13 protein-coding genes are annotated in these 14,028 nt (G+C 69.7%); 10 read left to right on the top strand and 3 right to left on the bottom strand.

Annotated features, from left to right (window positions below; translation table 11 throughout):
• Positions 1 to 2 precede the first annotated feature (2 nt).
• Together Q4V64_RS01735 and Q4V64_RS01740 are read left to right on the top strand one after the other, a co-directional pair.
• Entirely contained in the window at positions 3 to 2,666 is a 2,664-nt protein-coding gene (locus Q4V64_RS01735; RefSeq protein WP_124445336.1) for a caspase family protein, read from the top strand.
• Positions 2,666 to 4,027 (top strand): extracellular solute-binding protein, encoded by a 1,362-nt coding sequence (locus Q4V64_RS01740; RefSeq protein ID WP_124445335.1) that lies wholly within the window; start codon positions 2,666 to 2,668, stop codon positions 4,025 to 4,027. Before Q4V64_RS01735 ends, Q4V64_RS01740 begins: the two co-directional genes overlap by 1 nt.
• Before the next feature lie 119 nt (positions 4,028 to 4,146).
• Here the strand turns inward: Q4V64_RS01740 and Q4V64_RS01745 are convergent, their stop codons facing one another.
• The 3 genes from Q4V64_RS01745 to Q4V64_RS01755 form a co-directional block, all read right to left on the bottom strand.
• Positions 4,147 to 4,497 carry a hypothetical protein gene (locus Q4V64_RS01745; protein ID WP_124445334.1) on the bottom strand — a complete coding sequence of 117 codons (351 nt, stop codon included), beginning with the start codon at positions 4,495 to 4,497 and terminating at the stop codon, positions 4,147 to 4,149.
• A gap of 30 nt (positions 4,498 to 4,527) precedes the next feature.
• Positions 4,528 to 4,788 carry a MarR family winged helix-turn-helix transcriptional regulator gene (locus Q4V64_RS01750; RefSeq protein WP_253267492.1) on the bottom strand — a complete coding sequence of 87 codons (261 nt, stop codon included), beginning with the start codon at positions 4,786 to 4,788 and terminating at the stop codon, positions 4,528 to 4,530.
• Between the two features lie 150 nt (positions 4,789 to 4,938).
• Entirely contained in the window at positions 4,939 to 6,006 is a 1,068-nt protein-coding gene (locus Q4V64_RS01755; protein ID WP_253267491.1) for a helix-turn-helix domain-containing protein, read from the bottom strand.
• Positions 6,007 to 6,642: 636 nt separating this feature from the next.
• Between Q4V64_RS01755 and Q4V64_RS01760 the strand changes: the two genes are divergently transcribed.
• From Q4V64_RS01760 to Q4V64_RS01795, 8 genes are all read left to right on the top strand, one after another.
• On the top strand, positions 6,643 to 7,161 hold the full coding sequence (locus Q4V64_RS01760; protein ID WP_124445429.1) for a DUF1097 domain-containing protein: 519 nt from the start codon (positions 6,643 to 6,645) through the stop codon (positions 7,159 to 7,161).
• Positions 7,158 to 7,910: a nitrile hydratase subunit beta gene (gene nthB / locus Q4V64_RS01765; protein ID WP_124445333.1), complete on the top strand. Its 753-nt coding sequence runs from the start codon at positions 7,158 to 7,160 to the stop codon at positions 7,908 to 7,910. The genes Q4V64_RS01760 and nthB overlap by 4 nt, the downstream gene beginning before the upstream one ends.
• Positions 7,907 to 8,530 carry a nitrile hydratase subunit alpha gene (gene nthA / locus Q4V64_RS01770; protein WP_124445332.1) on the top strand — a complete coding sequence of 208 codons (624 nt, stop codon included), beginning with the start codon at positions 7,907 to 7,909 and terminating at the stop codon, positions 8,528 to 8,530. Before nthB ends, nthA begins: the two co-directional genes overlap by 4 nt.
• 32 nt (positions 8,531 to 8,562) lie before the next feature.
• Complete coding sequence (locus Q4V64_RS01775; protein ID WP_124445331.1) at positions 8,563 to 8,880, top strand: nitrile hydratase accessory protein; 318 nt, start codon at positions 8,563 to 8,565, stop codon at positions 8,878 to 8,880.
• Between the two features lie 159 nt (positions 8,881 to 9,039).
• Complete coding sequence (locus Q4V64_RS01780) at positions 9,040 to 10,140, top strand: HoxN/HupN/NixA family nickel/cobalt transporter (protein ID WP_124445330.1); 1,101 nt, start codon at positions 9,040 to 9,042, stop codon at positions 10,138 to 10,140.
• A 286-nt stretch (positions 10,141 to 10,426) separates the two neighbouring features.
• A complete protein-coding gene (locus Q4V64_RS01785; protein WP_124445329.1) occupies positions 10,427 to 10,795 on the top strand; it encodes a DUF485 domain-containing protein in 369 nt (122 codons plus the stop codon).
• Positions 10,792 to 12,420 (top strand): cation acetate symporter, encoded by a 1,629-nt coding sequence (locus tag Q4V64_RS01790; protein WP_124445328.1) that lies wholly within the window; start codon positions 10,792 to 10,794, stop codon positions 12,418 to 12,420. The genes Q4V64_RS01785 and Q4V64_RS01790 overlap by 4 nt, the downstream gene beginning before the upstream one ends.
• A gap of 59 nt (positions 12,421 to 12,479) precedes the next feature.
• The gene (locus Q4V64_RS01795) at positions 12,480 to 14,027 is read left to right on the top strand and encodes an amidase (RefSeq protein WP_124445327.1); all 1,548 of its coding nucleotides are present in this window, start codon (positions 12,480 to 12,482) and stop codon (positions 14,025 to 14,027) included.
• Position 14,028 lies beyond the last annotated feature (1 nt).

A 14,028-nucleotide genomic window follows, 5' to 3' on the forward strand; every position in this document is an offset into this window, starting at 1 on the left:
CGGTGACCGGTTTCGACCCGCGTGGGCTGGTGAACCGGGCGCTGCTGGTCGGGGTGTCCGAGTACGACCTCACGGAGCCGCCGCACGGTGTGCCCGGCGACCTGCCCGCCGTCAAGCACAACGTGAACCGGCTCCGCGACGTGCTGCAGCGTGGGCGCGTGTTCGGGGAGCATGAGATCACCGTGTCCCGGTCGCCGTCCCTGGACGACTTCAGCCGCGCCCTGCGCACCGCCGCCGGCGAGGCCGAGGGGCTGCTGCTGTTGTACTTCGCCGGGCACGGCGCGATCCCCAGCGCGGGCGACGAGCTGTTCCTGCAGATGCGCAACGCGAGTGTCGTCGCGGGCGGGCACGCCGTCTTCCCCGGCGCGGAGATGTTCACCACCGTGCTGACGGTGCTCGCCACCAGTCCCGCCCGGCGCATCGTGGTGATCCTCGACTGCTGCTTCGCCGGCAACGCCGCCTGGCTGTGGGAGACCTTCCGCGACAAGCGGCGCGTGCTGCTGCTGATGAGCGTCCAGGCCAACCACCGCACCGACGCGGGCGATCCGCGGACGCCGACCCCGTTCACCGAGGAGCTCTTACGCCTCCTCGACACCGACGAGGAGGCGTGGTTCCAGGACCTCGCGGACAGACAGCGGGAACGGATGGCGGCGGCCGGTCACCGGACCGTGCGCGGCGAGCCCTGGGAGCCGCAGAGCCGGACGGAGCCGACGGAGGACGTACTGCTGGCGGCCCGCGCGGCCCGGCCGGCGGGCGGCGGCCCCAAGGACACGGCCGAACCGCTGGTGCCGGTGGCACCGGACGGCGGGGAGCAGCCGCGCACAGCGGCACGGCGCGCCGTCAGGACACCGATCGGGCATGCCTGGGCGGCTCCGAGCGCCCTCCTCCACACCTGTGTCGAAGCCGTCGGCGCACGGCTGCGGCGCACCCGGCGGCTCGGCCTCGTCCGCCCGGGGCAGCGCCCCCGCCGCCGGGCCACGGCCCCGGCCGTCCTGCTCGTCCTCGCCACCCTGGGTCTCGGCTCGTACGGCGTCGTCGTCCTCGTCGGCGACGACTCCTCCTGCGCGCCTCCCCTGGAGTTACGCGTCCTGACCGATCCCGACCTGGAGCCGACCGTCCGCGCGGCCGCCGACGCGTACCTGACGTCGGAGGAGAACACCACCGGCGAGGGCTGCCGCCGCAGCGGCCTGACCGTCTACAGCGCGGGTGCCGCCGACGTGGTCCGCGCGCTGCGCAAGCAGTCCGCCTCCTGGCAGGAGCCGCCCGACGAGCGCACCAACCCGCAGCGCGACGTCGGCCCGCAACCGGACATATGGATTCCCGCCTCCCGCGCGGACGTCGCCCGGGTCACCGCCTGGCAGGACACGGACGCCGTCGCCACCCTCGACCCGGAGGACGCGCCCCTCGCCTACTCCCCCGTCGTACTCGCCGTGCCTCAGGACCTCGCCGCCCGGTCCCGCAGCGAGCGCGTCGGCCCCGCGCTGATCCCGATGATCGACGCCTTGCGCGAGCGGCACGAGAACGCCGAAGTGCACCGCCCCGACCCCGAGTTCACGGACACGGGGCTGCTCGCCTCGATCGGTCTGTACGGCAGCGGCGCCCTCGCCCCCGGCCGCGCGGAACAACGGATCGCGCCGGGGCCGCCCTCCCCCACCGCGACCGAGCTGCTGTGCACGCTGCCCGACGACGAGGCCGTGGACAAGCGCGCGGCCGCCCTCGTCCCCGAGTTCCTGATGAAGAGCGGCGTCGGCTGCGACAGCACACGGCGCGAACCGCGGGTGGCCCAGTACCCCGGCAACGTGCCCGGACTGGAGCCCGTCTTCGTCCGGGTCCGCTGGCAGGGCGCCGAGCGCGACGTCGCCGCGCGCGACCGTGCGGCCGACGGCTTCCGCACCTGGCTCGCCGACAGGGCGGGGCGGGAGGTGTTCGCCCGGGCCGGCTTCCGCGAGACCAGCGGCAGCGGCAGCCGGTCACTGCTGGACACGAGCGACATCGCCCCCGGGGTACTGCCCGCGCCCGACGGGCTCGTCGAGCCCGCCGGGCGGGACGCCATGGAAAGGGCACTGACGCGGTACCGCGGCGCCCACGGGCCCGGCCGGGTCCTCTTCCTGCTCGACACCTCGGGTTCGATGGCCGATCTGTGGCAAGGACCCAGCGGCGGCCCCGGTCTGCTCAAACAGTCGCTGGGCGGCCTCGGCGACGACGACGAGTACGCCGTATGGGCCGTGTCCGGCACGGGCGACCGACCGCCGTACGCCACCCTGCTGCCCTTCGGCCACCACGCCCGCAGGGACGCCGAGCAGGTCATCGACCGGAACGCCCGGGTGCGCGACGCCGAGGCCGACCCCCGCGCGGCCCTGCTCGCCGCGCTCGAGGAGATGGAGCGGCGCGGTGCCGGCGACGAGCGCCCTCAGCTGATCGTGTACATCACCGACGACGAGGACGCGGGCCGGCTGACCGGCGGCGACCTGAACTCCGTGCTGGCACGGGCCCGTTCGGCACAGGTGCCGGTGACGATGGTGTCGCTGACGGGCGACGGCTGCGACGAGGACAAGCCGGACACGGCGATCTCCGAGGCGAGCGGCGGCCGGTGCGTGGACGCCGACGAGGACCTCGGTTCCGCTCTGCACGACGAGGTCGCGCGCACCGGCACGGGGGAGGACTGATGGCCCGACGGTTCGCGACACTGCTGACCCTGCTCCTGGTGGCCGCCTGCGGTGGCGGCGGGAACGGCGCGGCGCCGGCGCCCTCCGCGGACGAGCCCGGCACCATCGTCATCGCCAGCGGCCGGGACGTCACCGGCAAGAACGGCGTCCGGCAGCAGCTCATCGACGCCTGGAACGCGCGGCAGGAGAAGGACGGCAGCGGCTACGACGCCCGCCTGGTCGAACTCCCCGGAAGCGCCGACGAACAGCGCGGCCAGCTGCTCGGCGCGCTGCAGTCCGGCAGCGCCGACTACGACGTGGTCAACCTCGATGTGACCTGGGTACCGGAGTTCGCCGCCGCCGACCTGATCCGGCCGCTGCCCGAGACGATGATCGACAGTGATGTCATCGCGTCCGTGGCCGACACGGCACGGTGGGACGACAAGGTGTACGCGGTGCCGTTCAACAGCGACGTCGGGCTGCTCTACTACCGGACGGACCACCTGCGTCAGGCGGCCATCCAGCAGACCGACCTGAGCGGCGGAATCGGGTGGAGGCGGCTGGAGGCCCTGATCAACACTCTCAACGACCACAAGCCCAAGGGCTACGAGAGAGGCTGGACCACCCAGCTCGACGCCTACGAGGGCCGCACGGTCAATGCCGTGGAGGCGTTCGCGTCCGCGGTGGAGGACTTCTCGCTCACCGACGAGGACGGCCACTACGACGCCACCGTCGACGAGTTGACGGCGGGCATCGCGGAACTGCGCCACCGCACCGACGAGCCGTACACCCTCCCGGACGCCGACGACTCCGACGAGGCGGCCTCCCTGGGTGACTTCGCCGAGGGCCGGACCACGTTCCTGCGCCACTGGCCGTACGCCTACCGCACCCTGTACCAGTCCTTCACCGACGACCAGCTCCGAGTGGCCCCGCTGCCCGGCCGGGCGGTGCTCGGCGGCCAGAACCTCGCGGTGACCGGGGCTTCGCAGCGGGCGGAGAAGGCCGCCGAGCTGATCGCCTTCCTCACCGGCCGGGAGAGCGAGCGCTGCCTGCTGGACGCCGGCTTCGCGGCCACGCGCAAGTCGGCGTACGTGGATGACGACGTGCGGTGCACGATGACCGGCGCGCCCGCTTCCCCCTCCCCCGCCGGCGAGAGCGCCGACCGTATGCCACGCGACGGTGCGGGCCGCCCCGGCTACGCCCGCCGGATCCTGCTCCCTGCCCTCCAGCAGGCCGTCTCCCGTCCCCGCACCCCGCTCTACGGCGCCTTCACGCAGACGTTCACCGCGCGGCTGGGACCTCTGTTCGGCGAGGACCCGCCGAGCGACGCTGTGCTGGCCGAGAGCCTGGACTCCGGACTGAGGAAGGCACTGCCGGACTGAACACCGGGTATTCCCTCAGCAGCCTCACCGCGCAACTCTGCCATTGGGCTCGCAACGGCCGACTCCTCCGCACCATGCCGAGCACCTACAAGATCACTCTCGCGTATGCGGTGGACCGGTCACGGCAGATCAACCGGACGGCGCGTGTCGATGTTCACCAGATCGTGCCGTGGTTGCGTCCTTTTGCGCAGGGCAAACTCGTCCATCCCGAGCCCCCCCTGCTGCAGCACCGTCTGCAGCCCGGTGCTTCGCCGCCCGTGCCGGAAGGTGAGTCCGTTGACCTGCTCGGCGAACGTGGCCTGCCGGCAGGGGCTGTCGCGGCAGCGAACCGACGGACCTGTAACGCGATCACCCGGACGCCCGGCGACTGCGGTGTCGGCGCGGCGGCGTACGTATCGGCTGTGCACTCGGCCCGACGTCGTCCCGCAGAACGAAGGCGGCTGCGCCGGCGCTTTGCAGACCATCGGCACGTGGTCACGATGTGTCACCCTTCAGGGCGGTCAGGCGTTTCCTGCAGCGGCGAGAAGCCGTTCCATAACCGGGAGAGCCCGGGAGAGCACCGCTTCGTCGAGTGCCCCGAGTTCGGCGATGGCGGCGGCCAGGGCTGCGCTGCTGGTGCGGTCGTAGCGGTCCAGGAGTTCCAGGGCGGCGGCAGTGGCCGTGAGGCCGACGGTGCGCAGGTCGTGCGGGGAGGGGTGGCGCTCGACCAGGCCGGAGGCGATCATGGTCTTCACCAGGTTGCTGACGGTGGACGGGGCCATCCGACAGCTCGGTGGCCACGGCTCGGGGAGTGGTTCCCGGATGGGCGGCCAGTGCGCGAAGAAGTTCGATCTGGGCTTCCGGCAGGTCAGGCAGGTTGCCGGCACAGCGGACGGATCGCAGTACGGCCCGGGGGTGAGGACATCACCGGATCAATCATCCTGGTCGGGCTCTGTCTCCTGGCGGTCGATGCCGGTGGTACGGAACCGGCTGCGGTAGCCGCCCGGCGAGACTCCGAGGTTGCGGCGGAAGATCCGTCTCATCGTCTCCGGGGAGCCGAAGCCGGCACGCCGTGCGACGGACTCCTGGCCCTCGCCGCCGGTCACCAGGAGAAGCTTGGCCGCCTCCAGCCGGGTCTGCTCCACGTAGCGGGCCGGCGTCATGCCCACCTCGTCGCGGAACATCCGCGCCAGATGGCGTTCGCTCACCGCGGCGCGGGCGGCCATGGCGGCAGTCGAGTGGTCCGCGGCCGGTTCGAGGACCACTGCGTCCAGGACCTGGCGCAGGCCGCGTGTGGTGGGGGCGCCCGCCTCGGACCAGACGCTGAACTGGGCCTGGCCGCCCGGGCGTTGCAGGAAGACAACCATCCACCGGGCGACCCTGCGGGCGACGTCGGTGCCGTAGTCGTTCTCGACGATGGCCAGGGCCATGTCGGTGCCCGCGCTGATGCCGGCACCGGTGACGAAGGGGCCGTCCTGGACGAAGAGGGCGTCCAGATCCACCTTGATACGGGGGTACTCCCGGGCAAGTCGCGCGCAGTGCGCCCAGTGGGTCGTCGCTCGGCGTCCGTCCAACAGCCCGAGGGCGGCCAGCACGAAGGCCCCGGTACAGACGGAGGCGATCCGCGATGCCCGGGGCGCCAGCTCCTGGACCATCGCCAGCGCCTCGGGGACCGTGTCCGGGGTCAGCTCCTCCGGTATGTCGTGCGTGCCCGGAGCGAACGTGAAGTCAGCCGGTACACCTCCCGGCACCAGGAGGGTGTCGATGGAGTCGGGAGCGTCGGTCACTGGAATGTCCGCGCTCAGCCGGGTGAACGCGGTCGTCCCGACCGGTTGCCCCGTGGGCGAGATCAGCAGCACCCGGTAGCGGGCCCCGAAGTCGTTGGCCCGGGCGAAGATCTCCAGCGGCGCCGCCACGTCCTGCAGCGTCACCTTGTCGTACAGGACGAAGACCATGGTCCGCTCGGCGCCGCGGTCCACGGCCGCGATACTCCGGTTCATACTCCGACCTCCTCAGTGGAGCGAGGCTTGCCCTCGTGTCCGAAATCGTGGCTCGTGTGTCCGTTGCAGCCCTTGGCTCCTGTCCCGCCACACGGGAACGTGGAAGCCGAGCAAACCACCCGGCCGGGTATCCGGGTTCCCGGAAATACCGGGTGAGGAATACTAACCGCACGAAGACCTGATTGGTCCAGTGCTCATATCGATCTTGCAGCCTCCCATGGCCTCACCGACAGGCCTGGGCGGCTTTTTTTGCGTTGACACGGCAAGGCCGCCTCCGTCAATTCCGGACACCATTTATTCAGCCATCGTTAACTTGCGTGAAACACGGCGGCCGGAACCTATTGATGTCTCACCGCGCCATAGCCGACACAATTGGCACCGAGGTAACTGCGGTCGAGAGGGTGCCCTGCCAGGGCGTATTCGGCAGCAGAAGCCGAAGAAGCATGCCTGTCCATGTCCGAATCGAAGGACGCGAAGTACCGGATTCGGCACCGACGACCGGGCCTTCATGCGCAACTTTCACGCCATGGATTCCCATTCTTTTCCGCCCCTCAGCGGGCCAATTATCGCCTGCCCATATTCGGGCACGAATTCCGCCGGGCCATGAGAACCCGGCGTCAGAGGAGTGGTTTGGCCATGCGCCAGCTAAATGCTTTGTCGATCAGCATCGGCGTGCTCGGCGGAGTCGCCACGCTGATGACCGCAACCGTCCTGACCGTTCCGGTCTGGGTCATCTTCATTGCCTGGGCCTCCTTCTTCATTCTCGGAGCCGGCACCGACGGCATGGCGAGATCGATCGCCTCGAACCTGACCGGCATTGTCATCGCCTCGCTCACGCTGTTGGTCATCCACGCGCTGGGCGGTGGCACCGCCATCGCCGCCATCGCCGTGGGTGTGGGCAGCGCCGCCATGGTGCAGGCGTCGAAGATCCCTCTGCTCTCGAAACTCCCGGCCATCGTGTGGGGGTTCGCCTCCACGGTCGGCACCGTGGCCGCCACCGGCCACGACATCACCACCGCATCCATCAGCAACCCGGCGCTCGTCGCGGCGCTGTCCATGGTTCTGGGCGCGGTGTTCGGCATCGCCTCGGAGTACTGGGGAGCCGCGATGACCGCACGCCCGGCCGCCGAGCCGACCCTGGAAGGGCAGTCATGAAGCTTCAGCACCATCTGGGGGGTCTGGAGAACCTCGGCCCCGTGGCCTACGAGCCCCGTGTCTTCGTCGAGGACTGGGAGCAGCGCATCTTCGGCATCCACGTCGCGATGATGGGCCTCAGCGCCCACCTCGGCGACGCTGTGCCCCAGTACCCGGTCGAGGACGTGCCCAGCGCCTTCTCCTCCGTCTGGACCTGGGCGGACCTGCGCAAGGGCGCCGAGGCGATGCATCCCTTCGCCTACTTCCAGTACCGCTACTACGAGAAGTGGCTCGGCGGCATCGGCGGGTTCTTCGTCTCCCAGGGCTACATCACCGAGGAGGAGTTGGAGGCGAAGGCCGCGGAGTATCTCCAGGATCCGGGACTCGACCTGCCCGAGGGCGGGGACGAGCGCATCGACGACCAGGTCATCCGCTATCTGCGCGAGGGCGACTCCCCTCGCCAGGGTCCGGCCGGGTCCCCGGCTTTCGCCGTCGGTGACCGGGTGACCGTCACGGACGTGCCGCCCACCGAACACACCCGGCTGCCGGGCAACCTGCGCGGCCGCACCGGCACCGTGGAGCGCGTCTTCGAAGGCAACTACGGCTACTTCTGCTCCACCGGCCCCGACGGCATCGGCGAGCCCATGCCCGTCTACGCCGTCCGCTTCGAACCGACCGACCTCTGGGGAGAACTCGCCGAACCCGGCGCCGTGCTCTACGGCGAGCTCTACCAGGCCTACCTCACCCACGCGATGGAGGAACAGCAGTGACCGTGCAGTTCGGCTACCCCGAGGACCGCGAAGCCCGCAGCGCCGCCCGTGTGCGAGCACTGGAAGCCCTGCTCATCGAGAAGGGTGTGATCACCGGCGCCACCGTCGACAAGGTGCTCGGCTACTTCGAGACCGACATGACGCCGCTCAACGGAGCCAAGATCGTCGCCCGTGCCTGGACCGACCCGGAGTTCGCGGAACGACTCGTCAAGGACACACCGGCCGCCGTCGCCGAACTCGCCCTCCCCATCGGCATGGACGGCGCCGAAGGCGAACACCTGCAGGCCGTGGCCAATACTCCCGGCGTGCACAACCTGGTCATCTGCACCCTGTGCTCCTGTTTCCCCTGGCCCGTGCTCGGCCTCCCGCCGTACTGGTACAAGGACCCGACCTTCCGCGCCCGCGCGGCCCGGGAGCCCCGTGTGGTGCTCAAGGAGACCGGCCTGGACCTCGACCCGTCCGTCGAACTGCGGGTGTGGGACAGCAGCGGTCATTCTCGCTGGTTCGTCGTTCCGCAGCGGCCCGCCGGAACCGACGGCATGACCGAGGAGGAACTCGCCGCCCTGGTCACCACCGAATCGATGATCGGCATCGCCGAGGTTCCCTCACCCGCCGCCTGAGCCGCACCCGGACACCACAGAAAGGAAATCCCATGGAGGCCACCGCCACCACCGCGCCCACCTCACCCCTGCACGACGCCTGCGTCACCGACATGAACGCGCCCACCTTCGACGCCGACTGGCAGCGCCGGGCGTTCGGCGTCGCCGTCGCCCTGTCGGAGTTCGGCCACTACCCCTGGGACGCGTTCCAGCAGCGGCTCATCGCCGCCATCGGCGCATGGGAGGCCACCTCCGCGACCGAGCAGGGCAGCTGGCAGTACTACGAGCACTGGCTCGCGGCGCTCGAACGCGTACTGGTCGAACACGACCTGGTCGCCGAGGACGAGATGCGTGCCCTGCTCGGGGCGTAACCCGCTCCAAGGCCCGGACCACCAGGACGTCCGTTCCGTCCCGTCCGCCAGGGCCGCACCCGCGAGTGACTCACGAGTGACTCACGACCAGCGGGTGCGGCCCGCCCCTTCTCACTGCTGACGACGGCACCGCGCGGTGCCCCTGCCAAGGATGTGTGTGTGACCACAACGACCATCACCGCCGGCCGATGGACCCGCGCCGAACGGCTGCGCATCACGGGCATCGTCGGCGTCATCGCCGCCCTGCACGTCATCGGATGGAGCCTGTACCTCTTCTACGCCGGCAGCCCGGCCGGCGCCGGGGCCTTCGCCGGAGCCGGAACCCTCGCCTACACACTCGGGATGCGGCATGCCTTCGACGCCGACCACATCGCCGCCATCGACGACACCACCAGACTGATGATGCAACGCGGACGCAGACCCGTCGGTGTGGGCTTCTTCTTCGCCATGGGCCACTCCACCGTGGTCCTCGCCCTCGCCTTCGTCGTCGCCCTCGCCGCAGGCGCCGCCGGTTCGGGCATCGGCACCTTCCGCCACGTCGGCGGCCTGGTCTCGCAGATCGTGGCCATGGTGTTCCTGCTGCTCGTCGCCGTGCTCAACCTCATGGTGCTGACCGGCATCGTCGGCCTGTGGCGGCGTATGGCGGAGAGCCGGCTGGACCAGGGCGAGCTCGATCTGCAACTGCTCAACCGCGGCCTGATGAACCGCCTCCTCGGCCGCCGCGCCCGCGGGCTGATCCGTTCGTCATGGCACATGTACCCGGTCGGCATTCTCTTCGGCCTCGGTCTGGAAACCGCCAGCGAGATCACCCTGCTCGCCCTGTCCGCCAGCGCCGCCGCCCACGGGTCCGGCCTGCCGACCCTCGCCGTCCTCTCCCTCCCGCTGCTCTTCGCCGCGGGAATGAGCGCCTTCGACACCGCCGACAGCATGCTGATGACCCGCCTGTACTCGTGGGCGTACCGCAGCCCCGCCCGCAGGCTCTACTACAACATCGCCACCACCGGCATGACCGTGGCCGTGGCCGCGTTCATCTCCAGTGTCTACGTCGCGGGGCTCGTCGCCGACGCCACCGGAGCCGGGGGTCTCGTCACTGCCTACGCCTCCCTGGCCGACCACTTCGAACTGCTCGGCTACATCGTGGTCGCCATCTTCGCGATCTCCTGGCTCTGCGCCGCCGCCATCTGGCGCTTCCGCGGACTCGCCGAGAAGTACGACGACCGGCAGGGCGCCGCTGGTGACGTACCCCAGCGATCCCCCTGAGAGGCCGTGGGCGCCTTGATCAGCCGGTGCGGCGAAGACCGGGCTGTCGGGGCTGGAGCCGGGCCAAGCAGAATTCGCCGGCCGCGACATCCGCTGGGGAAGGAGCCGTCGGGCTCCGGTCGTCCGCTCGTCGCCGTTGCGTATCCGCTCGTCGCGCAGGTGGCTCCGCGTGTCGCGTTCCCGGGCGGTTCCGGGGTCGAGGGCGCCCTCGCCAGGGGAAGGTGGCCGCCAACACATCCAGGGACGGGATCAAGCAAGGCTTGCTTGATCTTTTCGGGAGGATCCCATGTCGAACCCGACGCAGGACATGACGGAACGCGGTTCCGGCGTGGACTACCAGGAAGCACAGAATTCCGTCCAGTTCCGCACGCTCAAGTCCAGGCATCGAAGGTTCGTCCTGCCGGTGACCGCTGTGGCACTCGTCTGGTACGGCGGCTACACGGCCCTCGCGGTAAGTGCTGAGTCCTTCATGTCCATCAAGGTGCTCGGGAACGTCACGATGGGCATCGTCCTCGGACTCCTCCAGATCGTGACGACGTTCCTGGTCACGCTCGCGTACGTCGCGTACGCGAACCAGAAGCTCGATCCCGCCATCGCTCGGTTGCGCGCTGAAGCAGAGGTCACCCACGACCCGGACCAGGAAGGCACCCGATGAACAGCCCGTCGTTTCTCTCTGCCGGAGGGGCAGCGCCGGCGAACCCGGTTCTGAACCTCTCGATCTTCGCCGTGTTCGTCGTGGCGTCGCTCGTCATCGTCTGGAAGGTGTCACGAGGGGGTAGTCGCAGCGCCGAGGACTTCTACGCGGGCGGCCGTTCTTTCACCGGCGGGCAGAACGGTCTCGCGATCAGCGGTGACTATCTGGGCGCGGCGTCACTCATGGGCGTCGTAGGGGCGATCGCCGTCTTCGGCTACGACGGATTCATGTATTCGATCGGGTTCCTCGTCGCTTGGGTGGTGGCGTTGCTCCTGGTCGCGGAGCTCGTGCGCAATGCCGGCAGATTCACGATGGCCGACGTCCTGTCGTTCCGTCTTCGGCAGCGGCCGGTCCGGATGGCTGCCGCCGTCAGCACGCTGACCGTCTGTCTATTCTACCTTCTGGCCCAGATGGCCGGGGCCGGTGCACTGGTGTCGCTCCTGCTGGGCATCCACGACGACCTCGGTCAGATCATCGCGATCAGTGCCGTCGGAGGGCTCATGATCGTGTACGTCCTCGTCGGAGGGATGAAGGGGACCACGTGGGTGCAGATCATCAAGGCCGTACTGCTGATCGGCGGTGCCGGTGTCATGACCGTCTGGGCTCTCGCCCGCTTCGGCTTCGACTTTTCGCAGCTGCTGGGTGAGGCGGCCGCGAGGACGAAGGCCGAGACGGGGATCGATCTTCTCGCCCCAGGCAATCAGTACGGCGCCTCGCCGAACTCGAAGCTCGACTTCGTCTCCCTCGCTGTGGCACTCGTCCTGGGCACCGCGGCGCTTCCGCACGTGCTGATGCGGTTCTACACCGTGCCGACCGCGCGGGACGCACGGCGTTCGGTGGTGTGGTCGATCTTCCAGATCGGCCTGTTCTACCTCTTCACGCTCGTCCTCGGCTACGCCGCCGCAGCGCTCATCGGACCCGATCGCATCGCTGCCGCTCCGGGCGGCGCCAACTCGGCGGTCACCATGCTCGCGTACGAACTCGGCGGACCTGTGCTCCTCGGGTTCATCTCCGCGGTCGCCTTCGCGACGCTCCTCGCCGTGGTCGCCGGCCTGACGATCACGGCCGCCACCTCGTTCGCCCACGACATCTACGCGACGATCATCCGCAAGGGTGCGGTCGACTCCCGGACCGAGGTCCGGGTCGCCAAGCGCACCGTCGTGGTGATCGGTGTCCTGGCCATCATCGGCGGCATCGCCGCGAAGGGCCAGAACGTGGCCTTCCTGATCGCGCTCGCGTTCGCGGTGGCCGCCAGCGCGAACCTGCCCACCCTTCTGTACTCGCTCTACTGGAAGCGGTTCACGACTCGCGGTGCGCTGCTGAGCATGTACGGCGGGCTGGGCACCTCGGTCATCCTGATCGTTTTCTCGCCCGTCATGTCCGGGACGCCGAAGTCCATGCTCCCCGGGGTGGACTTCGCGATCTTCCCGTTGAACAACCCCGGGGTCGTGTCCATCCCCCTCGCTTTCGTGCTCGGATGGCTCGGCTCCGTCGTGGGCCGCTCGGGCGAGGACCCCGTCAAGTCGGCAGAGATGGATGTGCGGGCCCTGTCCGGGCTCGGCGCCGAGGAGGCGCGCGCCCACTGACAGCCGGTGAGGTGTACCGGACGTCACGATCCACGGACCATGGACGAACAGGAAGACTGATGAGGAGCCTGACCGCACAGGAACTCGGCCGGTTGAGTGCTCGCCGCACCGCCGAGCTCGTCCGTTCCGGCGAGCTCGCCCCCACGGAGGTCGTCGATGCGGCGATCACCCGGATCAGCGACTCGAACGACGTGCTGAATGCCGTGGTCTTCGCCGCGTTCGACGAGGCGATGGTGCGGGCACGGGACATGGAGCGGCTGCTCGTGAACGGCGCCGACCCCGGACCGCTGACCGGGGTCCCGGCCCTGATCAAGGACTCCTTCAGCGCCAAGGAGGGCTGGCCCGTCTCCAGCGGGCTGAGCGTCCTCCGGGACAATCCGGCCCGGCACACGACGAACTTCCCCCGCCGGCTGGAGGCCGCCGGAGCGATCCTGCTGGGGACCACCAACAGCTCCGTGTTCGGTTTCCGCGGCACCACCGACAGTGTGGCGTTCGGTCCGTGCCGCAATCCCTTCGATCCACGGCGGAACGCGGGTGGGTCCTCGGGTGGCAGCGCGGCAGCGGTCGCGGCCGGATACGTGCCGGTCGCCGGCGCGACGGACGTCGGGGGGTCGATCAGGATTCCTTCCGCGTGGTGCGGGACGTTCGGCTTCCAGCCCAGCCCCGGCCGGCTGCCGTTCCCGGCGCCCTCGAACCTCTTCGGCCCGGGCCCCTACTTCTTCGAGGGGCCGATCACCCGGACCGTCGGTGACGCGGCTTTCACCATGGACGTCCTGCACGGCTTCGACGCCGCCGACCCGGCGGCGCTCACCGACCGCGTGGACTTCCTGTCCGCCCATGACCGGGCACGGGACGAGGGACTGCGTGGAGTGCGGGTCGGCGTGACCGCGGACTACGGGATCTTCCCCGTCGACTCAGAGGTCCGGGCCGCGTTCGAGCGCGCGATCCTCGTCTTCGAGCGGCTTGGTGCCGACATCGTCGAGGTCGACCCGCGGATCCCCTTCACGCAGCGGACCCTCAGTGACGTATGGAGCCGACTCACCGCGATCGGCACCTACGCCGCCATCGAGGCGCTGGCGAAGCAAGGCGTCGACGTGCGCTCCGAATGTCCCGAGGAGCTGCCGAAGCCGATGATGCGGTGGGTGGACACGGTGGCCTCGATGCCCATCGCACAGCTCCTGAATGACCAGACGGTGCGCTCCGAGGTCTTCAACGCCTTCGAACGAACCTTCGCCGATATCGACCTCCTCGTGGCGCCGACGCTCGCCTGCATGCCCGTGGAGAACGCCAGGGACGGGTTCACCCAGGGACCGACCGAGATCGACGGGCAGGCCGTCGATCCGCTCATCGGCTGGTGCATGTCCTACCTGACGAACTTCACCGGCCACCCCAGTGCGTCGGTGCCCGGCGGACACGTGCGCGGGCTCCCGGTGGGCATCCAGATCACCGGCCGCCGCCACCACGAGCTCGACGTCATCGCTGCCAGTGCGGCCTTCGAGCAGGAGTCGCCGTGGCAGCACTCCTACCAGTTGTGCACATACGCTCCTCCGCACAGCCTTCCGCCCCCAAGAGGGCTGATCGGAGGATGCCGTGGTTGGCTCGCTTGAT

The sequence above is a fragment of the Streptomyces sp. NL15-2K genome (assembly GCF_030551255.1).
In the GTDB taxonomy this organism is placed as follows: domain Bacteria; phylum Actinomycetota; class Actinomycetes; order Streptomycetales; family Streptomycetaceae; genus Streptomyces.